Origin of the sequence: Pseudomonas tohonis (assembly GCF_012767755.2) — a bacterium.
Classification (GTDB): Bacteria; Pseudomonadota; Gammaproteobacteria; order Pseudomonadales; family Pseudomonadaceae; genus Metapseudomonas; species Metapseudomonas tohonis.
This window is the reverse complement of the sequence record NZ_AP023189.1, coordinates 6199328-6221163: the sequence shown is the minus strand read 5'-3', so window position 1 is coordinate 6221163 and position 21836 is coordinate 6199328. Positions and strand designations below refer to the sequence as shown.

Genomic DNA, 21836 nt, shown 5'->3' with positions numbered 1-21836 from the left:
CCATGACCCGGTTACGCCCAGCCTGTTTGGCCTGGTAGAGCAACGCGTCCGCGCGCTTCAGAACGTCTTGTACGCTGTGCCCCCCCCTCGGGGTGACCAGTGCACCACGCCGAGGGACACGGTGATCTGGCCGACGGGCGCGATCGGGGTGGCCTCCTGCCGGGCGCGGAAGCGCTCGGCCACCTCCGCCGCCGTGCGCAGGGGCGCCTCGGGCAGCAGCAGGATGAACTCCTCGCCGCCGACACGACACGGCAGGTCCCGCTCCCGGCAGCCCTGGCGCAACAGCTCGGCGAACTGACGCAGCACGTCGTCACCCGTGTCGTGGCCGAAGGTGTCGTTGACCCGCTTGAAGTGGTCGATGTCCAGGCTGATCACGGAGAACGGCGTGCCCAGCCGTTGCCTGGCCTGCAAGCGCTCCTCCATGGCGCGCCGATTGGCCAGCCCGGTAAGGGGGTTGCTCTTGGTCTGCTGGTCCAGTTGGCCGAGCTTGGCCCGGATCACTTCCAGGCCCGCCAGCAGGGCCCGCTTGATCATCCAGGCCTCGGCGTACCAGGCCTTCACCCGCAGGGCCTTCTCCACCCGCTCCGGTTGCGCCGCACTCTCGGCCAGTTGCCGCAGGGGGCGGCTGATACGCGCGGAAATCCAGAGAATCAACCCCACGCCCAGCAGGCTCATGGGCGGCAGCCCGGCCAGCAGGCGCATCATCAGTTCCTCCAGTGCAGCCAGGGGCTGCTGCGCCACCACGCCCCAGCCACTCAACGGCACGCTGGCGTAGCCGGCGAGCATCTCCACGCCCCGTGTGTTGACCGCCTGCATGGCGCCGCTCTCGCCCTTGAGCACCGCATCGACGATGGGGTTGGCCCTCAGGCACTTGCCAACTCGGCTGGCGTCGGGGTGGAACAGCACCTTGCGGTCCGGGTCCACCAGGTAGACGTTGGAGGCGTCGTGGTGGAAGTGCTGGCTGACGAGCGAATCCAGGGCATTGGGCTTGCCCAGGTAGATGGTGCCGCCGATCAGCCCCAGGTACTGGCCGTCGCGCCCCCAGATGGGGTGGGAGACGAAGACGATGAGGTTGCCCGCCAGGGAGCGGAACGCCGGGCTGACCATCGCGCGGCGCTGCTGCAGGGCCTCCCGCGAGCGCAGGGCCTGGCCGTTGATGCCCAGGCTGTCCGGCTTGGAGGCCACCACGGTGCCCTCGGCGTTGGCCACCAGCACAGTGTTGAAGCTGTGGTCCTGCAGCAGCCGTTCCGCCTCCAGGGCCATCTGCTGCGTGTTGCCCGGCATGTTGCCCAGCGGGGTGGCGCTGAAGCGCAGGCGTTCCAGGTCACCGGACAGGCTCTCGTTAATGCTGGCGGCGAGCTTGGCCGCATAGGCACGGTTGGCCTCCAGGGCGTTCTGCACCAACGCCTGGCGCTGGATGCCGTAGGTCATCAGCAGGTTGTTGGCGAGCGTCGCCAGGGTCGCGGTGAGGGCGAACAGCAGGATGAGGCTGCGCAGGTTGAGCTTGGGGGGCGGCCCGAACGGCATGGGTCATGTTCCGATGGGTCGAGCGCTCAAGGCGACTGTGATCCTTGCAGCGGGTCCTACGGGCGACGCATCGTCGTTGTAAGCAAGCGGGCTTTGGGGGGGGCCATCATAGGCCCGGAAAAAGCCCGGAAAACGTGGCGAAGACCGAGCGGGACCTCGCGTCAGCGATCCCCGTTCTACCGAGGGCTGATGGCGAGGTGCTCTTAATGTTCCCACCGCCCCGGCGCATAGGAAAACATCGGCAGCGACCAGCCGAAGCGGATCGCCGACAGCCTCAGCAGCATGCCGACGCTGAAGGAGGCGAGCAGATTGAGATCGTCGTCGACGCCTTGCTGGCGCAGGCCCAGGTAGAGGAGGGCGACCAGCAGGGAGACGCTGGCGTAGAGCTCCTGGCGCAGGACCTGCGGGGTGCGGTTGCAGAGGATGTCGCGGAGGATGCCGCCGAAGATGCCGGTGATGATCCCGGCCATGGCCACCACCGGCAGGGCGTAGTCCAGGCCCAGGGCGACGTTGCAGCCGATCACGGTGAAGGCGATCAGGCCCATGGCGTCGAGCACCAGGAACAGCTGGCGCAGGTGGTGCATGAAGCGTGACAGGAGCATGGCCATGAGGCCGGCACCGATGGTTAGGAAGATGTATTCGGGGTGCTGGGTCCAGCTCACCGGGTAGTGGCCGAGGAGGATGTCGCGGACGGTGCCGCCGCCGAGGGCGGTGAGGAAGGCGATGAGGCTGACGCCGAACAGGTCCATGTTGCGCCGGCCGGCGGCGAGGGCACCGGACATGGCTTCGGCGACGATGGCGATCAGGTAGACGTAGGTGAGCACACAGAACTCCTGCGTTGTGCTGCCCCTCCCCCTGTCCTGTGTACCTGAGAGTTTGCGCGGCGCTGGCCGCTTGCCCCTTCGGTGGGCCGCTCGCCGGCGGCCGCTCTCCAGTTGGCGATCATGGAACCCGCAGTGACTTCTGCCTGAGCGATTATGGGAGTTTGCGCCTTCGGCGGAGGCGCATGGCGCCTCGCTCTCCTGCGGGGGCGCGGATTATAGGGGCGCCGGCGATCTTGTGCGAGCGGTCAGTTTTCGCGCCTGCACCGATCAGGTGCGGAAGGCGCCCAGGCCGCTTTTCAGGGCACGCGCCGTCTCGCCCAGTTCGGCGGCGGAATGGTTGATGGCGTCGACGTCCTGGCGGGTGTGCTCGAAGGCGCCGCGCATGTCGCCCAGGCGGCCGGACATGTCGGCCACCGCATGCTGGATGTTCTCGCTACTGGTCAGCGCCTGCTCGACGTTGGCGTTCACCTCGTCCATCTGCCGGACCAGCGCATCGAGGGCGTCCAGCGCCTCGTCGGCATTGCCGGCCAGGGTACGCGAACGCTCGGCGGTGCTGCCCATGCGCTGGGCGATCTGGCGGATGGCGCCGGTCACCTGGTCGATCACCTGGTGGGCATCGGCGAGCACACTCTTGGTCTGGCCGGCGAGCTTGCGTACCTCGTCCGCCACGACCGCGAAACCACGTCCGGCCTCACCGGCGCGCGCGGCCTCGATGGCGGCGTTGAGCGCCAGCAGGTTGGTCTGTTCGGAGATGCCGGCGATCATCTGCAGCACCTTGCCGATCTGCTCGGCCTCGCGGCTGAGGCCGTCGAGGTCGGTGGCCAGCTCGATGTTGGACGAGGTGCTGCCGTGTACGTCGGCGATCAGTTGCTGCAGCTCCTGGTGGGCGCGGCTGAGCTCGGCACTGGTGCGTTCGAGGTTGCTGCGCACCGCGCCGGCGAGGCTGTGGGATTGCCCTGCGGCTTGCTGGATCGACTGGCCGTGCTGGTCGACATCGGCCAGTTGGTGCGCGGCCTGCTGGATCTGCTGGGTGATGTCGTCGGCGCGGTGGAGGAAGGTTTCCGCCAGTTGCTGGTTGCTGTCGGCCATGCCGAGTGCACCGGAGAGCGTCTGCCGCAGATCCTGCAGCAGGCCCGATAGGCGCGTGCCCATCTGCCCGAGTTCGTCGTTGCTGGTGACGGCGAGGGCGTGCGAGAGGTCGCGTTCCTGGGCGATGCGGTTGAGCTGCCCGGTGAGCTGGCGGATGGCGTGGACCAGCATGCGCGTGGCCAGCCAGGACAGCAGCAGGCCGATGCCCAGGGTCACCGCGCCGATCAGCAGCAGGCTGCGCAGGCTGTCGGCGATGGCCGCATCGAGGCTGCTCAGGGTCACGTCCACGCCCACCACATAGGGTTGGCCGGCGCTGGTGCGCATGGGCAGGAAGATCGAGCGGAAGGTCCCGTAGCTGTCGGTGTACTCGTCGAACTGCGCCTGGTTGCTGCGGGCCGCCCGGGTCACCGCCGGGCTGGCGTCGGCGTATTCCTCCAGGTGCTTGGCATAGCTGTCGCTGGCGATCTCGCCGCTGCTGGCGCCATCGGAGAGGTAGAACACCCGGCCGCCGCTGTCGACCATCAGCGTGTAGGCGAACTTCAGGCCCACCTCGCCTGCGTACTCGCCGAGGTTGCGCACCTGTTCCAGGTACTCGCCCTCGCGCAGGCCGTCGGCCGTCCGGGCGCGCTCCAGGTAGTCGTTGCCCAGCAGGCGCGGCACCGCGTGTGCCGCCGCGCGCAGGCGGTTGTCCATCTGCTCGCGGATGTCCAGGGACTTCACGTACTGCGCGTAGCTGATGAAGGTGGCGATGCTGATCAGGTTGACCAGGGTGAAAGCCAGCAGGATCTTCGTCTGCAGGCTGACGGTGCGCAGCGAGGGCATCGGTTCAGTTCCATCCGAGTGGAGAGTCCAGCCGCTCTTGCAGCGGCTTACTTTTGTTTCGGAATACTCTGACAGAACTTGAGTGGCAAGTGGCTGGGTCGTCTTTGGCATGGCGCTCTGAGCTCTGTTCGGCATCTTGCACCACTCGGGCGGCTATACCGCTTGTCGTTGCTGTGATCTGCATCATTGCAGTTCATTTTTTTATCTATAAGGTGGCCAGCCGCCACTATTTGTGAAGAATTTGTGAAATCAGGAAATGTAGAGGCCAAGGATTTGGATTCTGGCCAAGGAGTTCTACGCCAATGACTGGCATTACCGTATTGATACTTGCTGCAGAAACTGGACAGAAGCTTGAACGCTGGGAACGGGATGCGCTCCCCAAGCAATTCATCGAGGTGCAAGGTGAAACGCTCATAGGGCGTACCCTTCGCTTGTTGTCTGAGCAAGGCATAACCATGCCATGGCTCGTCACTGCCAGTTCTGCGTTTGCCGCCTTGCCTGCTATCAGCTGGTGCCCGCTGAATAGCGAAACCAAAGCCCACAGTCTGCTTGCAGCGGAGTCGCTCTGGGTCAACGGCGATTTGCTGGTTTTGTATAGCGACGTCTACTACTCGGAGGCTGCATTCAAATCATTGTTGAGCATCAGCGGAACCCGCTTTCTGGGGCGCAGCGGGCGTAGCGCTTACACCTTCAAAAATTATGGTGAACTCTTTGCGATTCGCATCGCATCCGAGGATCGTAGCGCTGCTCTTGATGCGCTCGCCCGCATGGTTCTCCACCATCAGCGCACCAATGATCAGAGTTTCTGGAACTTCTACCGACTCATGGCTGGTCTGCCTCTTGATGGCGAATCCATGGAGCAGCGGCTGTTCATCGACGTGCATGATGAAACTGACGATGTGGATTTTGTTGAAGATGTCCCAATGCTGCTCGAAGCCATCGAAAAGCCTCTTCGCTGGCGTGCTCGCTACCTACTGCGTCGTTTGAGCCTTCTTAATAAGGCGCGTCGGGATAGAGCTCGCGCACTGCCCGTGGGCAGGGGACGAAATATCTGGACCGCTTATTGAGGTTCTCGCGCTCTTCGTCGCCGCTGCGCCGCTGCGCCGCTGCGCCGGTGCTCTCGGTGTGACTTCCGGCCTTGAAGCAGGAGGAAGGGTGGGGACTCGTCAAAGGTGCAGCCTGGCATAGAGATTTCCCGGCGTTCTGTTGATGACCCCCTGCGGCGGGTGCCGGCAGGGGGCTTGGCAGGGGCTTGGCCCGTTCTACAGCGAGGTCTTGCAGGTCACGCCCACGGTCTTGAACGCGTTGACCACATCCGTCGTCGGCAGGCTGCGGTTCTGCGCCGACTTGATCACGCCGCAGGCGCCCTGGTCGAAGGTGCTGGTCTCGGTCCAGTAGAAGCGGTTGGCGTCGACGAACACTTCGAAGGCCTTGCGGGTGTTCCAGCCGGTCGACTTGGCCAGCAGGTAGAAGGCGCGGTTGTACACCCCGCTGGAGTGGTGCACGTCGATGCCGTCGTAGTAGTCGCTGGCGTGGTCGATGGAGCTGCCGTCACGGCTGGGCTGGTCCATGTAGCGCAGCGAGCCGTTGCCCTTGAAGATCTCGGCACCCACCTTCCAGTCGTTCTGCCCCTTCATGTAGTACTCGGCGGCTTCGCCGGCCATGTCCGAGAAGGCCTCGTTCATGCCGCCGGACTGCCCGTCGTAGACCAGGCCCGAGTTCAGCTCGGTGAAGCCATGGCTGACTTCGTGGGCCGAGACGTCGAGCGATACCAGCGGGTAGAAGCGGTTCTTGCCGTCGCCGAAGGTCATGGCCTGGCCGTCCCAGAAGGCATTCTCGTAGCCGTTGCCGTAGTGCACCTTCATGTACAGCTTCTTCTCGTTGAGCGGGCGCAGCCCGCCGAACCAGTTGCCGTACATCTGGAACACCACGTTGCCGAAGTAGTGGGCATCGTTGAGCGGCGAGTAGGCCCCGTTGGTGAGCTTGTACTCGTTGTATGGGCAGGCGAAGCGGAAGGGTTTGACGCTGGTGTTGTTGGTGCTGTTGGCGAGGTTCACGGTGATCACGTCGCCGCTGTTCATTTCGCAGCGGGAGTTGACGATCAGCGGGCCGTACTGGGTGCCATAGAGGTACTTGCCGGTCTTGGCGTTGCCGCCCGGGCCGGTGGCTTCGGCGTGGTTGAGGCCTTCCCAGCGTTGCAGGACCTCGCCGGTGTTCGCTTCGATCATGAAGTGCGGGCGGGACGGCTCGTCACCGCCCACGAAGAACGACACGACGTAGGCGAGCTGCGCCTGCTTCTGCTCGTTCAGCCGCACCACCAGTTCGCTCTGCTCGTTGCTCAGCGGCTGGCTGCTCTGCACCAGGGTCTTGGCCTGCTGCAGGGCCTGCTCCTTGGTGAGGGTGGGGGTGGCGTCACGCACCAGGTCCTGCTCGATGCCCACGAGCATCCGGCCACTGCGCTTGGTGCTGCCGTTGCGGGTTTCGGTGATGGCTTCGCCCCAGACCCGCACACCCTTGTAGTACTGCTGGTAGCGGGTGACCTGGGTGCCGTTCGGCAGCTTCGCGCTGGTGCCCTTGTCGAGTTCCTCGGCGGCCAGGCCCAGGTCGGAGTGGATATCGCTGCCGCCGGCTATTCCCGCCCGGGTCGGCAGTTTGGCGACATCTACCAGCTCGGCCGCGAGTCCTATCGCGGGAGAGGCAAGAGTGGCCAGGATCAACGACTTTCCTACGAACTTCCTTTGCATTGTGTAGCTCCTTGGTGATGGTCGGAGGGTATCTCCGTGGTGCTCCAGTGGCCTTGTGGGCGCTCTAGGAGCGAGGTGACGCCGGTGTCCGGCGGATGGCCGGTTGGGGTGGCGACAAGGAGGTAGGTATAGACGGAAGGAAAGAGATATCAACGAATTTTGCAGAAATAATCGCGATATTTTCTGCAAATTTCGGCAATAAGGTGGTTATTTGTCGTTAATTGACAGGGTGTCAATTTCCAGCCGTTGCGTTTGCCGCAGCGGCCGGGCGCAGGGCGGGAAGGCCTGCAGCCCAGTAACCACGGGGCTTCGGGGTGGCAAAGCGCAACGGCTGGGAAGTCCGGGGAAATAGAAGCGAAACGGCGCCGATCGTCGGCTTCCCGGGGTTATTTGCCCGTGGCGTGCGCCGGGTGCGGCTCGTCGCCGCCGATGAGTGGTCAGTCCGGGGCGCTGCGGCGATCGTGGCGGTACAGCCAGGCCAGGGGCGGCAGCAGGGCGAGCAGGGCGAAGCCGTCGACCCACAGGTGCGTCCAGATACCCCGTTGCGCGGAGAGCAGCATGTCCTGCGGGGCCCACAGCAGGATGCCGAGAATCATCCAGCCCCAGGCCGAGGCGTTGCGTCGGCGGTCGCCAAGGCGCACCAGGGCGAACATGAGCACCGCGTAGCTCTGCATGGTCGCGCCGAACAAGGCCTGCCACCACAGCTGCTGCGCGCGCGCGCCGTCCGGTACCGCGCCGGCCCAGAAGGCTCGCTCCACGCTCTGCTGATAGAGCTCGAACAGCGGCAGGTGATTGGCCCAGGTCAGGGCGATGCCGGCACAGAGATGGCCGAAGGCGGCGGCGTACAGCCAGTAGACGAGCAGTTGGCGAAGGCGGGCGTTCTGGTCGGGGGCGGGCATCGACATTCCGTGTCCTGAGGGCGCTGGTGGCGGGGGGAGTGTAGCGATTTTCGAAGCCGGCGCGACGGTTCGTCGGGCGCGGATGCGGATTCCAGGGCCTCGCGCACCTTCTTGACGAAGTTTTCACATGCCCTTGTGCACAGTCCGGGAGGTTTCTGCCGTCTCGTTCGGCAGCCTGTATCCGACTGATGGAGTTCTTATGCCGTCGCACGCGCGTGATGAAGGAGCCCGGAAACTCGACTGGGCCGGGCTGGGCTGGCTGTTCCTGTTCTTCTGGTGCTTCTCGGGCCTCACCCAGGCGCTGATCCTCGCCACCGACACCAGCGGCTTCACCGGCTTCCGCCAGGCCTTCCTGCTCAGCGGCCTGTGGCTGATCCCGGTGCTGCTGTTCCCGGCCCGCACCCGCACCCTCGCCGCGGTGATCGGCGTGATGCTCTGGCTGGCCTCGTTGCCGGCGCTCTTCTACTTCCTGGTGTACGGCCAGGAATTCTCCCAGAGCGTCATCTTCATCATGTTCGAGTCCAACGCCGCCGAGGCCAGCGAATACCTGACCCAGTACATGACCTGGTGGATACCCCTGGTGTTGCTGGCCTATGCCGCCGTCGCCTGGCTGATCTGGCGGCGCCTGCGCCCGGTGTACCTGCCCCGCCGCCAGGCGCTGGTGGTCAGTGTCGCGCTGCTGGTCGGGTTGCTCGGCTACCCGGTGACCAAGCAGATCATGGTCAACGACAGCTTCGAGCAGGCCATGGACGGTATCGACAAGCGCCTCGAGCCGGCCGCGCCCTGGCAACTGGCGGTGGGCTACCGGCAGTACCGCCAGCAGCTGTCGAACATGCAGGACCTGCTGGAAGGCAACGCCCGCATCGCGCCGCTCGCCAACCTGCGCGACATCAACGGCAACCAGCCCTCGACCCTGGTGCTGGTCATCGGCGAGTCCACCAACCGCCAGCGCATGAGCCTCTATGGCTACTCGCGCCCGACCACCCCCAACCTCGACAAGCTGCGCGACGAGCTGCAGGTGTTCGACAACGTGGTCACCCCGCGCCCCTACACCATCGAGGCGCTGGAGCAGGTGCTGAGCTTCGCCGACGCGAGCAACCCGGACGCCTACCTGAGCAAGCCGTCGTTGCTGAACATGATGAAGCAGGCGGGCTACAAGACCTTCTGGATCACCAACCAGCAGACCCTGACCAAGCGCAACACCATGCTCACCACCTTCTCCAAGCAGGCCGACGAGCAGGTCTACCTGAACAACAACCGCAACCAGAACGCCCGCCAGTACGACGACGACGTGTTCGAGCCCTTCTCCAAGGTCCTCGCCGACCAGGCGCCGCGCAAGTTCATCGTGGTGCACCTGTTGGGCACCCACATGAGCTACCAGTACCGCTACCCGCCGGAGTACGAGCGCTTCACCGACCGCCAGGGTGTGCCGCCGAACGTCACCGATGACCAGTTGCCCACCTACAACAGCTACGACAACGCCGTGCTGTTCAACGACCACGTGGTTTCCACCCTGATCGAGCGCTTCAAGGCCACCGACCCGAACGGCTTCCTGCTCTATCTGTCCGACCACGGCGAGGCGGTGTTCGACCCCGAGCACCCGCAGGTGCTGGGCCGTAACGAGGCGGCGCCCACTGCGCCGATGTACACCATCCCCTTCATGGTCTGGACCAGCCCCGCGTGGCAGCGCAGCCATCCGCGCAGCTTCGCCGGCACGCTCGACCGTCCCTTCAGCAGCGCCGGCCTGGTGCACACCTGGGCGGATCTGGCCGGCCTGCGCTTCGACGAACTGGACCCCAGCCGCAGCCTGGTCAGCGCGGACTTCAAGGCGCGCCCGCTGATGATCGGCAACCCCTACACGCCGAAGGCGATGATCGACTTCAGCCTGATCAAGCCCAAACCCAAGGCCGCACCCAAACCGGTGGAGCTGGCGAACGAGGGTGACCCGCCGTTGAAGAGCAGCCCCGACCGCACGCGCGGCTAGGGGCTGGGCCCGATTGCCCCGGCAGGCAACCTGCCGGGGTGGCGTTCCATCAGCTTTTTGCTCGGAAATCCGTCTGACGCATGGAACGGCGTCGTAGGCTGTTGCATCATTCCGCCCTCGCAACGCTTACCCACTCAAGGATTTCCACATGGCCGGAGCCAGCCTGCTCACCCTGCTCGACGATATCGCCAGCGTCCTGGACGACGTTTCCCTGATGACCAAGGTCGCCGCGAAGAAGACCGCCGGCGTTCTGGGTGACGACCTGGCCCTCAATGCCCAGCAGGTTTCGGGCGTGCAGGCCGAGCGTGAGCTGCCGGTGGTCTGGGCGGTGGCCAAGGGCTCGGCGGTGAACAAGGCGATCCTGGTGCCCGCCGCACTGCTGATCAGCGCCTTCGCGCCCTGGGCGGTGACCCCGCTGCTGATGGTGGGCGGCGCCTACCTGTGCTTCGAGGGCTTCGAGAAGCTCGCCCACAAGTGGCTGCACAGCGCCGAGGAAGACGAGCAGGGCCATGCCGCCCATGTCGAGGCGCTGGCCAAGAGCGATGTGGATGTCGTGGCCTTCGAGAAAGCGAAGATCAAGGGCGCGATCCGCACCGACTTCATCCTCTCTGCCGAAATCATCGCCATCACCCTGGGCACCGTCGCCGAGTCCTCCTTCGGCGTGCAGGTGGCCGTGCTGGTCGGCATCGCCGCGATCATGACCGCCGGCGTGTATGGCCTGGTGGCCGGCATCGTCAAGCTGGACGACCTGGGCCTGTACCTCAGCCGCAAGACCAGCCAGGCGGCGCAGAGCATCGGCCGCGCCATCCTGCGCGCCGCGCCCTACATGATGAAGGGGCTGTCGGTGATCGGCACCGCCGCGATGTTCCTGGTGGGCGGGGGCATCCTCACCCACGGCATTCCTGCTGCCCATGAACCGATCCACCACCTGGCCGAAGCGGCGGGCGCCGCAGGCTGGCTGGTGCCGACCCTGGTCAACGGCGTGGTCGGCATCGTTGCCGGTGCGCTGGTGCTGGCCGTGGTCAGCCTGGCCAAGAAGCTGTTCGGCAAGGGCTGATTCCGCTCAAGAAAACGCCCCGCCAGCTCTGGCTCGCGGGGCGTTTTCGTTTTTCAGGGCGCGCATGGCCGCTCGGACCGTAGCCCGGGCTTCAGCCCGGAGCCGGGGTATCGCGAATGAATTGGCTCTGTCTGCGTTAGCTGTTGTGGACTCAACGAAAAGGCTCAAGAACGGCGGCATTCAGGACGATTCTGGATTCCTGACACACCCACCGCATGGGTTTCGCTTCGCTCTACACCATCCTACGAAAGCCGCCAGCCGCGGCGTTCGCCCGGTGGAGATGCGCACATCAATGTGAAGTATTGAGCATCGATGTTGGAGCAGCGGCCAAACGCCCCTTTCAGAAGGCCGAGCGCAATCGTCGTTTCAGGGGTTGAGCGACATGGATGTCGCGAGAGCCGCGATGGGCCAGGGACGGCCCTTCGCGGCGTGCCCCTGGAACGATGATGGAGCGAGGGGAGTCTGGCGAAGCCAGACCCGTATGCAGGGGCAAGTTTTTTGGTTCCTTTTCAACGATTGGAAAAGGGACTCGCCCGGCAAGGCGAAACAGAAACCATCAGCAAGACTCGGCAATCAACCGGGTTCCAAATCCTCTAGCAACACTTAACGCAGACAGAGCCAATGAATTCGCTCCCACAAGGGCAGGCGAGGCGGGGCGTGGGATCAGGGGTTGGGCTTGAAGGCGCAGTAGCCGGGGCGCGGGCCGATCCGGGGGTGGTTGCGGCAGGTTTCCGGGCGCTTGTCGTAGATGGTGCACAGGCGCGACTTGCGGTCGAGGAAGTAGCAGTCGTTGTTGGACATGCGGGTCAGGGTGAAGATGCCCGACTTCTGGTTGAAGCGCTCCACCAGGCCGTCCTTCATCAGGCGCTTGGCGATGTTCTTCGGCGGCTCGCCGCGCTCGAAGTCGGCCACCAGCTCCATGCGGATCAGGTCGCTGATGCGCACTTCCACCGGCAGGGTGCAGCAGCTGGAGACGCAGGCGTGGCACATGCTCTTTTCGTAGCGGATCCAGGTTTCGGTGCGATCGATATCGGCGCCGACGATGAGCATGGTCTTCATGGCTTGGGTACGGGTGGGGGCTGGGAGGGCGCGCATCATAGCGGGATTGGCGAATTTGTGAACAGGTTGCCGCCGGCCGGCTCGGTCATTTGGGCGGTTGGTGGGCAAGCGGATGAATTTTCTGTGTCTGTGAGATGCCCAGCATTCGTCTGTAGGGAGTGTTCCGTTTCGCTCGATATACTGGCGCGTCGCTATTTACGCCGGGCGACGGCGTTGAACGTGCAGGGATCTGGCGTTTCTTCTCAGTCATTTGGGAATTCAGTGCATGCAATGGATCTTCATGCTGGTAGGACTGGCCATGGGAGCGGCAGCCGGTGAATCGATCACCGGGGCCCTGCTGGGCGGCCTGCTCGGACTGGGCCTCGGACAGGCGATCCGCCTGCAGGGGCTGAGCGCGGAAAACGCCGCGTTGCAGAAGCAGCTGCGCGAGTTCGCCGCCCGCTTCGATGTCGGCACCCAGGCCATCCACGAACGCTTGCTCAAGGTCGAGCGCAGTGGCGTGCAGCCCGCACCCGCCGCCACGCCGCCTGCCGAAGCGCCTTCGCCCGAGGTGCCCGCGGTGCCGGTCGCCCATGCCCAAGAGGCGGCGCCCGAGAAACCGGTGGACGACAGCGAGCTGGTCTGGGAGCTTCCGGCGGAGCTGGAGCCCGAGCCGCTGGTGGTCACGCCGCCCCCTCGCCAGCCGGAGGTCAGCGACTGGACCCTCGAGGCACTGCCCGAGCCCGCCGCCGAGCCACTGCCGCCACGCCAGCCCGCACCCGTGGTCGCGCGCACGCCGGTCACGCCCCCTCCACCGCCGCTGCCTCGCGAACCTTCGCTGTTCGAGCGCGGCTTCGAGGCTGCACGCAACTGGCTGTTCGGCGGCAACACCGTGCTGCGGGTCGGCGTGCTGCTGCTGTTCCTCGGCCTGGCCTTCCTCCTGCGCTATGCCACCGAAGGCATGGTGGTGCCCATCGAGGTGCGCTATGCGGGCGTCGCGGCTGCCGCCATCGCCCTGCTGGGGCTGGGCTGGTGGCTGCGCCGGCGCAACCCCAACTACGGCCTGATGCTGCAGGGCGCGGGTATCGCGGTGCTCTACCTGACGGTGTTCGCGGCGATGCGGCTGCACCCGCTGCTGGACCCGAAGATGGCGCTGATCCTGCTGATCGTGGTGACGATCTGCTCGGCCATCCTCGCCGTGCTGCAGGATGCCCTGGGCCTGGCCGCCGCCGCGGCGCTGGGCGGTTTCGCCGCACCGATCCTCACCTCCACCGGCAGCGGCAACCATGTCGCGCTGTTCTCCTACTTCGCCCTGCTCAACGCGGGCATCTTCGCCATCGCCTGGTTCAAGGCCTGGCGCCTGCTCAACCTGATCGGCTTCGTCGGCACCTTCGGCATCGGCTTCGCCTGGGGCATGCGCTCCTACACACCGGAGCTGTTCGCCAGTACCGAGCCCTTCCTGGTGCTGTTCTTCCTCATGTACCTGGCCATCGGCCTGCTGTTCGCCCGGCGCAAGCTGCGCGAGGCGGTCGCCGCGCCGGATGGCGAGCGCGACGCACTGCTGCGCTGGTCGGCGCGCCAGGGCGACTACATCGACGGCACCGTGCTGTTCGGCCCGCCGCTGGTCGGTTTCGGCCTGCAGTACGCGGTGATCCACCACATCGAGTTCGGTGCCGCCTTCAGCGCCCTGACCCTGGGCCTGCTGTACATGCTGATCGCCCGGGTGCTGGCGGGCCGTGCGCCGGGGCGCGCGCTGCTGCTGGTGGAAACCTGCATGGCCCTCGGCGTGGTCTTCGGCACCCTGGCCATTCCGCTGGGCCTGGATGCGCGCTGGACCTCCGCCGCCTGGGCGGTGGAAGGCGCCGGCATCTTCTGGCTGGGCCTGCGCCAGCGCCGGCCGCTGGCCCGCGCCTTCGCCCTGCTGCTGCAGGTGGGGGCGGCCCTGGCCTTCCTCGGCAGCCTGCGCCTGGGCGTCGACAGCCTGCTGGAAGGCGCGCCGCTGGGCGCGCTGATGCTGGGCGTGGCGCTGTTGTTCAGCTTCTGGCAACTGCGCGGGGCGCAGGAGGAGGAGGCCTCCGCCTGGGAGCGCAGCGGCTTGCCGATCCTGGCCAGCAGCGGACTCGCCTTCCTCTACCTGATCGCGCCGCTGTGCCTGCGCGCCGAAGGCACGGCCATCGCCTGGGCCCTGGCGGGCCTGGCGACCCTGTATGCCGGCCTGCGCCTGGCCTCGCGCACCTTCCTCTTCAGCGCCTTCGCCGTGCAGCTGCTCGGTGGCGCCGTGTTCCTCCTGGGCATGGACCGCAGCGGCCTTGGCAGTGGCAGCGCGCTGGGCTGGAACGGCCTGGTCACCGCCTCGCTGATCGGCCTGGCGCTGATCGGCGGCATGCTGGTGGCGGCCCGCGACGACATGGTGCGCAATGACCGGCGCCTGCTGCGCAGCATGTCCGTGGTGCTGTTGGTGGGCCTGGTATTCATCAACCTCGCGGTGCTCTTCGTGCTGCCCTGGCGCACGGCCAGTGCGGTCTGGGGCGGAAGCGGCCTGCTGATCGTCTGGCTCAGCCTGCACCTGCAACTGCGCGCCAGCTTCATCTTCGGCCTGGCGCTGCAGGTGGTCGCCGGCCTCAGCTTCCTCAGCGTGAGCCCGCTGCTGCTCGGCCAGCTCAGCGCCGAGGGCCTGCGCCCGCTGGCCCATGCCGGCTTCTGGACGCCGCTGGTGCTGGCCCTGGCCGCCCTGGTCGGTGCCTGGCGCCTGCACAGCGAGGCCCGGCGCGAGGACCCGCGCCTGCAAGGCGTGAGCCTGGGGCACCTGTCGCAGCTGTTGCTGGTCTGGAGCGCCGGCTGGTGGACGCTGGCTTGGGTCGCCGAGATCGGCCGCTTCGCCGCACCTGGGCTGCAGGTGCCGCTGGCACTGCTGGCGGCCTCGGTGACCGTGGTGCTGTGGATGCTGCTGGCGCTGCGTGCCCAGTGGCGCACCCTCGCGCTGCTCTGCCTGTTGCTGGTGCCGGCGGCCCTGGTGGCGCTGATGCATGCCTGGCACCCCAACTACCATCCCGCCGCCGACTTCGGCTGGCTGGGCTGGGGCGTGCTGTTCGCGGTGCACCTGCTGGCGCTGCGCAAGCTGCATGGCCTGCTGCCGGAGGGGGCTCGCAGCGCTGCCCACGTGCTCGGCTGCTGGTTGATCCTCGGCGTGCTGGCGCTGGAGCTGCGCTACCTGCTGATGCTGCTGTCCGAGCATTACAACGCCTGGCGCTGGCTGGGCTGGGCGCTGCTGCCGAGCCTCTACCTGCTGCTGGTCACCCGGGTGATGCGCCTGCCCTGGCCGATCGCCGCCTTCGCCCGTGAATACCGCCTGTGGGCGGCCATGCCGCTGGCGGCGATGATGCTGGCCTGGTTCTGGATCGCCAACGCCTGGAGCGATGGCAGCGCCGACCCGCTGCCCTACCTGCCGCTGGTCAACCCCTTGGAGCTGGGGCTGCTGTTCGCCCTGCTGGGGGTCTGGCTGTGGCTGCGCGACAACCTCGGCGAGTTCGGCCTCGACGCCACTGTCCAGCGCCTGGCGCCGCAGTGGGTGGTGGGCGCCTCGCTGTTCGCCCTGGCCACGGCCATCGTCTTCCGCAGTGCGCACCACTGGGGAGGCGTGCCCTTCGTGCTGGATGCGCAGCTGGATTCGATGCTGGTGCAGGCCGGGCTGTCCATCGTCTGGACCAGCATCGCCCTGGGCCTGATGATCGGCGGCCACAGGCGCGTCCATCGCGAGCTCTGGCTGGTGGGGGCCGCGCTGATCGCCGTGGTGGTGGCCAAGCTGTTCTTCGTCGAACTGGGCAACCGGGGTGGCCTGGAGCGCATCATTTCCTTCATCGGCGTCGGCGTGTTGCTGCTGGTCGTCGGTTATTTCGCGCCGCTCCCGCCCAAGCGGGCGGCGCCCGAATCGGAGCAGGTCAACGCATGAGCCGTTTCCCCCTCTTGCTGAACATCTGCCTGGGCCTGCTGTGCGTGACGCAGCCTGCCCAGGCCCAGGACAGCCTGGACGATTTCGCCGCCCGGGTGCCGCTCAAGGTCGAGGGCAACGGGCCCTGGTACCGCGTCGACCTGCCGATGTCGCTGCATTTCGTCGCCCGTCATGCGGACCTGCGCGACCTGCGCATCTTCAACGCCGAGGGCGAACCGCTGGCCTATGCGCTGACCCGCAGCGAGTCGGAGATCACGCGGAGCGAGCAGGACGTGGCGCTCAAGTGGTTCCCCCTGCGTGGCCCGGCCGATGCCGGCCAGGGTGCGCCACGGGTGAGGGTGGAGCGCAGCACCACCGGCACCGTGGTCGAGGTGCTGCCGGAGGACCCGGCCGCCACGGGCGAGCGCCTGCGTGGCTGGTTGCTGGACGCCAGCGCGGTGAAGACGCCGCTGGAGAAGCTGGTGATCGACTGGAGCGAGGCGGGCGAAGGCTTCCAGCGCTTCAGCATCGAGGCCAGCGACGACCTGCAGGGCTGGCGTTCCTGGGGCACCGGGCAGATCGCCCGGCTGAGTTTCGGCGATGACCACATCTACCAGCGCGAAGTGGTGCTGCCGGGACAGAAGGCGCGCTACCTGCGCCTGCTCTGGCTGGATCGCGAAGCGCCGTTGCTGACCGAGGCCCGTGTCTCCGGTGCCAGCCAGGAGAGCCGCCCGGCACCGCTGGTGTGGTCCGAGCCGCTGGTGGCGAGCACGACGGGCAAGGGCGAGTACGCCTGGGACCTGCCGTTGCCCCTGCCGATCGAGCGGCTGAAGTTCTCCCTCGACCAGGCCAATACCCTGGCACCGGTGCAGCTGCAGGCGCGGCGCAACGACACCGCGCAGTGGCAGGGGCTGACGTCCGGGCTGCTCTATCGCCTGCCGCAGGACGGCAGCGAGGCGGTGCAGGACCAGTTGGTGCTGTCGGGCTGGACGCCGGTGCAGCACCTGAAGATGAGCGTCGACCCGCGTGCCGGTGGCTTCGGCGCCAAGGCCCCGACCCTGCAGGTGGGCATGCGCGCGCTGCAGGTGGTGTTCCTGGCCCGGGGCACGCCGCCCTATACCCTGGCCATCGGCCAACCGGGAGCCGCGACCGCCGAGCTGCCGCTGACCACCCTGGTGCCCGGCTACGGCCCCGGCAGCCTGGAGAAGATGGGCCGCGCCCAGCTCGACGGCGACCTGCGCCTGGCCGAGCAGAAGGCCGTGGTGGTCGCTGCGGAGAAGGACTCGGCGCTGGCCTGGAAACGCATCGGCCTGTGGGCGGTGCTGCTGCTCGGCGTGGGGCTGCTGGTGCTGATGGCGCTGAGCCTGCTGAAGGGGCAGGGCAAGGGCGCCTGAGACCCCGACGTTGCGCGAAGTTGTCACTTCAATGGTGGCTTTTTGCTGTATCTTCTAGAGCGGCGCGTGACAGGGGTCACGCGCCGCTCTTTTTTGCGTCAGGTCAGGAAGGCCGGTGCTCGACAACATTCCGCAGCTGCTCGCTGCCCGCCTTTTCGGCCAGTACTCTTCCGGGCGCCCGGTTCCCCTCCGGCCCGGCCCTGGTGACCGACCATGAGCCTGTGCGGTGCTTCCGGCTGGGCCCTGACCAGCCCCGTCCTGTTCACCTGCATGCTGAGCGTCGGCATCATGTTCCTCGCCCGCTGGATCGGCCGGCAGCGCTATTTCCCCGGGCGCGCCAGCTTCGTCATCCTGCACCTGTGCATCCTCTGGTGGCTGTCCACCGCCGGCCTCGAACTCGCCGCCACCGGCGCCGAGTGCAAGGTGTTCTGGGCCAGCATGGCCTGGCCGGGAATCGTCGCCGTGCCCACGCTCTGGGCGGTGTTCCTCTGGCAGTACGTCAACAGCATCCGTGAACCCCTGCCCGTGCATCGCTACCTGCCGCTGGCGGTGGCGCCGCTGCTGGTCTGGGCGATGGCCCTGAGCAACCCCTGGCACCAGGCGTTCTACGGGCCGGCGACGGGTCCGGCATCGGACCTGCCCGGTGCGCCGGTCGTGTACGAGCATGGCGTGCTGTTCCACGGTGCGGCCGTCTACGTCTACGTGATGATGCTGTTCTGCCTGGCGGTGGTGAGCCGCGCAGTGATCACCAGCCATGGCCTGCACCGTCGCCACTACCTGGCGTTCGGGGTGGTCACCTGCGTGCCCTGGGCCGCCAACATCAGCTACGTGGTGTTCGGCTGGACGCTGTTCGGTTTCGATCCGACGCCCTTCAGTTTCGCCTTCACCCTGCTGGCCTTCGCCTGGCTGATCCTCGGCGTGCGCCTGTTCGACCTGCTGCCGGTGGCGCGCCACCTGCTGCTGGAGGAGCTGCCCGACCCGGTGCTGGTGATCGACGCCAAGGGCCGGGTCATCGAAGCCAACCCCGCGGCGCTGCGCCTCGCCGGCCTGCGCGGCGGCTGGCAGGGCAGGGCGCTGCTGGGCTGGCCGGTGTTCGGCGTCGAGCTGCACACCCTGTTGCAGGCGCAGGCCGGCGGCGAGCCGATGCTGACCCTGGGCGAGCCGCCGCGCTACTTCGAGGTGCGTGCGCGTGCCATCGAGCGCATCACCCGCAGTGGCAGCCACATGCTGGGGCGGATGGTCTACCTGCGCGAGGTGACCGAGCGCCACCGCAGCGAGTTGCAGCTGGCCGAGGCCCTGGCCCTCAGCGAAGAACGCCTGCGGACCATCTCCAGCCTGCACGAGCAGTTGCAGGAGCAGGCGCTCTGCGACCCGCTCACGGGCCTCTACAACCGGCGCTACCTCAACGAATTCTTCGCCCGCGAGCAGGCCCGCAGCCTGCGTGAGGAAACCCCCATCGCCCTGGCGCTGATCGATCTGGACCACTTCAAGCAGCTCAACGACCGCCATGGCCACCTGGTGGGCGACGACATGCTCAAGGGCGTCGCCGGCTTCCTCGAATGCAGCCTGCGCAGCACCGACGCGGTGTTCCGCATCGGCGGCGAGGAGTTCCTGCTGATCCTCCCCGGCGCCGACAGCGACGAGGCACGGCTGCGCCTGGAAGCGATCCGTCGCGAGCTGGCGGATACGGCCCTGGCCACCCGCATCGGCGAGCTGCGCGTCACCCTGTCCGCCGGCCTGGCCGTCTGGCCCGACCAGGGGCAGAGCCTCGACGAGCTGCTGCAGGTGGCCGACGCCGCGCTCTACGAGGCCAAGCGCAGCGGCCGCAACCAGGTCTGCGCCCTGGCCCGGGTGGAGCTCTGAGCCTGCGCTGAACCAGTTGGCGTTTGCCGCGTCAGATGATTCTGCGTGCCGCCCCGACGGCCTTCGGCGCCTCTGATCCGGGCGTTGCCGAGGGCTGCCGAGCGGCGTGCAGCATTGCGGCGCGAGTCGCGCTAAACTGCGCGCGTTTTTCCTTCCCCTCCGGAGCCTCTTCCATGTCCCGCGTAACCCTGAGCCGCTATCTGATCGAGCAGACCCGCAGCCACAACACCCCTGCCGATCTGCGCTTCCTCATCGAGATCGTCGCGCGCGCGTGCAAGGAAATCAGCCACGCCGTATCCAAGGGCGCCCTCGGTGGCGTGCTCGGCAGCATGGGCACCGAGAACGTGCAGGGCGAGGTGCAGAAGAAGCTCGACGTGCTGTCCAACGAGATCCTCCTGGAAGCCAACGAATGGGGCGGCCACCTGGCGGGCATGGCCTCCGAAGAGATGGACAACGCCTACCAGATCCCCGGCAAGTACCCCAAGGGCGCGTACCTGCTGGTGTTCGACCCGCTGGACGGCTCCTCCAACATCGACGTCAACGTCTCGGTCGGCACCATCTTCTCGGTGCTGCGCTGCCCGGACGAGTACCTCTCCCAGAACGACAGCCTCAACGAGCAGGCCTTCCTCCAGCCGGGCACCAAGCAGGTCGCCGCCGGCTACGCCATCTACGGGCCGCAGACCATGCTGCTGCTGACCCTGGGCGACGGCGTCAAGGGCTTCACCCTGGACCGCGAGCTGGGCAGCTTCGTGCTGACCCACGACGACATCCGCGTGCCGGAGGCCACCGCCGAGTTCGCCATCAACATGTCCAACCAGCGCCATTGGGAAGCCCCGGTGAAACGCTACGTGGACGAGCTGCTGGCCGGCAAGGAAGGCCCGCTGGGCAAGAACTACAACATGCGCTGGATCGCCTCCATGGTGGCCGACGTGCATCGCATCCTCACCCGCGGCGGCCTGTTCATGTACCCCTGGGACGCCCGCGAGCCGGAGAAGCCCGGCAAGCTGCGCCTGATGTACGAGGCCAACCCGATGTCCTTCATCATCGAGCAGGCCGGTGGCGCCGCCACCGACGGTCGCCAGCGCATCCTCGATATCAAGCCGACGTCGCTGCACCAGCGCGTACCGGTGTTCCTCGGCTCCAAGCAGGAAGTCGAGCGCGTCACCGGCTACCACCAGGAATAACCGATGGCACCCTGGCAGCCGCTGCTCGACTGGTGGTTCGGCCCCGAGGCCGGTGCCGTCGAGGTGGCGGCCTCGCGCCAGGGGCTGTGGTTCGGCAAGCGCGACAGCCAGGACGAGGACGCCCGCCAGCGCTTCGCCACCCAGGTGGAGCAGGCCCTGGCCGGCGGCCTCGGGGACTGGGCCGGGCAGCCCGAGGGCTGGCTGGCGCTGGTCCTGCTGCTCGACCAGCTGCCGCGCATGCTCTTCCGTGACCAGCCGCGCGCCTTCGCCGGCGACACCCGCGCCCAGGCGCTGGTGCGCGACGGCATCGCCCGGGGCCTGGATGCGCAGCTCGCGCCGATCCGCCGCGTCTTCATCGAGATCGTCTTCGAGCACGCCGAGGACCTGGCCGTCCAGGAGCTCGCCGTGCAGCGCTACACCGCCCTGCGCGACGCCGTCAGCCCCGCCGAGCGCGAGCTGTTCGACGGCTTCCTCGACTACGCCGTGCGCCACCACGCGGTGATCGCCCGCTTCGGCCGTTTCCCCCATCGCAACGCCATCCTCGGTCGACTCTCCAGCGCGGAGGAAGCCGCCTTCCTCGAGGAACCCGGCTCGCGCTTCTGACTCCAATGGGCATTGCGCGCAACGCTGTGCCAAGCTTGCGCGGCATCCCACCCATCACGGAGTCATCCATGCAACTGCGCATCCTTGCCCTGCTGTCCGTCTGCGTCGCGCTCGCCGCCTGCAACAAGATCAACCAGGAGAACTATTCGAAGATCAAGGCCGGCATGGCCAAGGCCGAGGTCGAGCAGATCATCGGCGAGCCGACCGAATGCTCGGGGGCCGTGGGCCTGACCAGCTGCACTTGGGGCGACCAGAAGGCCTACATCAGCATCCAGTTCGCGGGTGACAAGGTGATGATGTACCAGGGGCAGGGCCTGAAATGACCCGCCTGTCACTGCTGCTCGGCGCGTTGCTGCTGGCGGGCTGTGCCGGCTCCGGCGAGCCCGCCGCGCCGCCCCGTACCGTGGGCGCGGTGGACCTGGAGCGCTACCAGGGCACCTGGTACGAGCTGGCTCGGCTGCCGATGTTCTTCCAGCGCCACTGCGCGCAATCCGAAGCCCACTACAGCCTGCAGCCGGATGGCGCGGTCGGCGTGCTCAACCGCTGCCGTACCGCCGAGGGCGAATGGCAGGAGGCCCAGGGGCAGGCCGTGCCCCAGGTCGCCGGGCATACCGACAAGCTCTGGGTGCGCTTCGACAACTGGTTCAGCCGCCTGGCGCCTGATCTCACCAAGGGCCAGTACTGGGTGCTCTACCTGGACGAGAACTACCAGACGGCGCTGGTGGGGCATCCGGATCGCACCTACCTGTGGATGCTCTCGCGCACGCCTGAGGTGCCGGAGCACACCCGCACGCACCTGCTGGAGCTGGCACGGCAGCAGGGCTACGACACCGATGCCCTGATCTGGCGTACGCCGGACGACAAGATGCCGCGCTGAGGG

Annotated in this window: 16 protein-coding genes and 1 riboswitch; of the genes, 10 read left to right on the top strand and 6 right to left on the bottom strand. The window is 67.0% G+C overall.

The window, feature by feature from the left end:
- Window positions 1-57: 57 nt before the first annotated feature.
- From HSX14_RS28500 to HSX14_RS28490, 3 genes are all read right to left on the bottom strand, one after another.
- Window positions 58-1527 carry a sensor domain-containing diguanylate cyclase gene (locus tag HSX14_RS28500; RefSeq protein ID WP_228723509.1) on the bottom strand — a complete coding sequence of 490 codons (1470 nt, stop codon included), beginning with the start codon at window positions 1525-1527 and terminating at the stop codon, window positions 58-60.
- Window positions 1528-1730: 203 nt separating this feature from the next.
- Window positions 1731-2309: a trimeric intracellular cation channel family protein gene (locus tag HSX14_RS28495; RefSeq protein ID WP_230428064.1), complete on the bottom strand. Its 579-nt coding sequence runs from the start codon at window positions 2307-2309 to the stop codon at window positions 1731-1733.
- A 162-nt stretch (window positions 2310-2471) separates the two neighbouring features.
- Window positions 2472-2562: riboswitch (glycine riboswitch) on the bottom strand.
- Window positions 2563-2618: 56 nt separating this feature from the next.
- Complete coding sequence (locus HSX14_RS28490; RefSeq protein ID WP_173171029.1) at window positions 2619-4262, bottom strand: methyl-accepting chemotaxis protein; 1644 nt, start codon at window positions 4260-4262, stop codon at window positions 2619-2621.
- A 302-nt stretch (window positions 4263-4564) separates the two neighbouring features.
- Between HSX14_RS28490 and HSX14_RS28485 the strand changes: the two genes are divergently transcribed.
- Entirely contained in the window at window positions 4565-5329 is a 765-nt protein-coding gene (locus HSX14_RS28485; RefSeq protein WP_173171032.1) for a glycosyltransferase family protein, read from the top strand.
- A 195-nt stretch (window positions 5330-5524) separates the two neighbouring features.
- Here the strand turns inward: HSX14_RS28485 and HSX14_RS28480 are convergent, their stop codons facing one another.
- Entirely contained in the window at window positions 5525-7006 is a 1482-nt protein-coding gene (locus HSX14_RS28480; RefSeq protein ID WP_173171035.1) for a M4 family metallopeptidase, read from the bottom strand.
- 437 nt (window positions 7007-7443) lie between these two features.
- Window positions 7444-7905, bottom strand: coding sequence for a cell division protein (locus tag HSX14_RS28475; RefSeq protein ID WP_173171696.1), 462 nt, complete (start codon window positions 7903-7905; stop codon window positions 7444-7446).
- A 199-nt stretch (window positions 7906-8104) separates the two neighbouring features.
- On the opposite strand from HSX14_RS28475, the gene HSX14_RS28470 reads away from it, so the two are divergent.
- Together HSX14_RS28470 and HSX14_RS28465 are read left to right on the top strand one after the other, a co-directional pair.
- A complete protein-coding gene (locus HSX14_RS28470) occupies window positions 8105-9889 on the top strand; it encodes a phosphoethanolamine transferase CptA (RefSeq protein WP_173171038.1) in 1785 nt (594 codons plus the stop codon).
- 148 nt (window positions 9890-10037) lie between these two features.
- A complete protein-coding gene (locus tag HSX14_RS28465; RefSeq protein WP_173171041.1) occupies window positions 10038-10946 on the top strand; it encodes a DUF808 domain-containing protein in 909 nt (302 codons plus the stop codon).
- Between the two features lie 663 nt (window positions 10947-11609).
- Here the strand turns inward: HSX14_RS28465 and HSX14_RS28460 are convergent.
- Window positions 11610-12005 (bottom strand): YkgJ family cysteine cluster protein, encoded by a 396-nt coding sequence (locus HSX14_RS28460; RefSeq protein WP_173171045.1) that lies wholly within the window; start codon window positions 12003-12005, stop codon window positions 11610-11612.
- Window positions 12006-12270: 265 nt separating this feature from the next.
- Here HSX14_RS28460 and HSX14_RS28455 point away from each other — a divergent pair, with 265 nt between their 5' ends.
- The 7 genes from HSX14_RS28455 to HSX14_RS28425 all read left to right on the top strand — a co-directional run bounded on the left by HSX14_RS28455 (window position 12271) and on the right by HSX14_RS28425 (window position 21833).
- Window positions 12271-15933 (top strand): DUF2339 domain-containing protein, encoded by a 3663-nt coding sequence (locus HSX14_RS28455; RefSeq protein WP_173171048.1) that lies wholly within the window; start codon window positions 12271-12273, stop codon window positions 15931-15933.
- The gene (locus HSX14_RS28450) at window positions 15930-17306 is read left to right on the top strand and encodes a DUF3999 domain-containing protein (protein WP_173171051.1); all 1377 of its coding nucleotides are present in this window, start codon (window positions 15930-15932) and stop codon (window positions 17304-17306) included. The genes HSX14_RS28455 and HSX14_RS28450 overlap by 4 nt, the downstream gene beginning before the upstream one ends.
- A 213-nt stretch (window positions 17307-17519) precedes the next feature.
- Window positions 17520-19169 carry a histidine kinase N-terminal 7TM domain-containing diguanylate cyclase gene (locus tag HSX14_RS28445; RefSeq protein WP_173171054.1) on the top strand — a complete coding sequence of 550 codons (1650 nt, stop codon included), beginning with the start codon at window positions 17520-17522 and terminating at the stop codon, window positions 19167-19169.
- A gap of 173 nt (window positions 19170-19342) precedes the next feature.
- Window positions 19343-20353 carry a class 1 fructose-bisphosphatase gene (locus HSX14_RS28440; protein ID WP_173171057.1) on the top strand — a complete coding sequence of 337 codons (1011 nt, stop codon included), beginning with the start codon at window positions 19343-19345 and terminating at the stop codon, window positions 20351-20353.
- A 3-nt stretch (window positions 20354-20356) separates the two neighbouring features.
- On the top strand, window positions 20357-20956 hold the full coding sequence (locus HSX14_RS28435) for a DUF924 family protein (protein ID WP_173171061.1): 600 nt from the start codon (window positions 20357-20359) through the stop codon (window positions 20954-20956).
- 68 nt (window positions 20957-21024) lie between these two features.
- A complete protein-coding gene (locus tag HSX14_RS28430) occupies window positions 21025-21279 on the top strand; it encodes a hypothetical protein (RefSeq protein ID WP_173171064.1) in 255 nt (84 codons plus the stop codon).
- Window positions 21276-21833 (top strand): lipocalin family protein, encoded by a 558-nt coding sequence (locus tag HSX14_RS28425; protein WP_173171067.1) that lies wholly within the window; start codon window positions 21276-21278, stop codon window positions 21831-21833. Before HSX14_RS28430 ends, HSX14_RS28425 begins: the two co-directional genes overlap by 4 nt.
- Window positions 21834-21836 lie beyond the last annotated feature (3 nt).

Excerpts from the sequence above, each read along its gene's own strand:
- HSX14_RS28475 (WP_173171696.1), bottom strand. The coding sequence starts at position 7,905 with ATGCCCGCCCCCGACCAGAACGCCCGCCTTCGCCAACTGCTCGTCTAC.
- HSX14_RS28440 (WP_173171057.1), top strand. The coding sequence starts at position 19,343 with ATGTCCCGCGTAACCCTGAGCCGCTATCTGATCGAGCAGACCCGCAGC.
- HSX14_RS28435 (WP_173171061.1), top strand. The coding sequence starts at position 20,357 with ATGGCACCCTGGCAGCCGCTGCTCGACTGGTGGTTCGGCCCCGAGGCC.
- HSX14_RS28445 (WP_173171054.1), top strand. The coding sequence starts at position 17,520 with ATGAGCCTGTGCGGTGCTTCCGGCTGGGCCCTGACCAGCCCCGTCCTG.
- HSX14_RS28480 (WP_173171035.1), bottom strand. The coding sequence starts at position 7,006 with ATGCAAAGGAAGTTCGTAGGAAAGTCGTTGATCCTGGCCACTCTTGCC.
- HSX14_RS28495 (WP_230428064.1), bottom strand. The coding sequence starts at position 2,309 with ATGTCCGGTGCCCTCGCCGCCGGCCGGCGCAACATGGACCTGTTCGGC.
- HSX14_RS28485 (WP_173171032.1), top strand. The coding sequence starts at position 4,565 with ATGACTGGCATTACCGTATTGATACTTGCTGCAGAAACTGGACAGAAG.
- HSX14_RS28430 (WP_173171064.1), top strand. The coding sequence starts at position 21,025 with ATGCAACTGCGCATCCTTGCCCTGCTGTCCGTCTGCGTCGCGCTCGCC.
- HSX14_RS28490 (WP_173171029.1), bottom strand. The coding sequence starts at position 4,262 with ATGCCCTCGCTGCGCACCGTCAGCCTGCAGACGAAGATCCTGCTGGCT.
- HSX14_RS28460 (WP_173171045.1), bottom strand. The coding sequence starts at position 12,005 with ATGAAGACCATGCTCATCGTCGGCGCCGATATCGATCGCACCGAAACC.
- HSX14_RS28450 (WP_173171051.1), top strand. The coding sequence starts at position 15,930 with ATGAGCCGTTTCCCCCTCTTGCTGAACATCTGCCTGGGCCTGCTGTGC.
- HSX14_RS28500 (WP_228723509.1), bottom strand. The coding sequence starts at position 1,527 with ATGCCGTTCGGGCCGCCCCCCAAGCTCAACCTGCGCAGCCTCATCCTG.
- HSX14_RS28455 (WP_173171048.1), top strand. The coding sequence starts at position 12,271 with ATGCAATGGATCTTCATGCTGGTAGGACTGGCCATGGGAGCGGCAGCC.
- HSX14_RS28465 (WP_173171041.1), top strand. The coding sequence starts at position 10,038 with ATGGCCGGAGCCAGCCTGCTCACCCTGCTCGACGATATCGCCAGCGTC.
- HSX14_RS28425 (WP_173171067.1), top strand. The coding sequence starts at position 21,276 with ATGACCCGCCTGTCACTGCTGCTCGGCGCGTTGCTGCTGGCGGGCTGT.
- HSX14_RS28470 (WP_173171038.1), top strand. The coding sequence starts at position 8,105 with ATGCCGTCGCACGCGCGTGATGAAGGAGCCCGGAAACTCGACTGGGCC.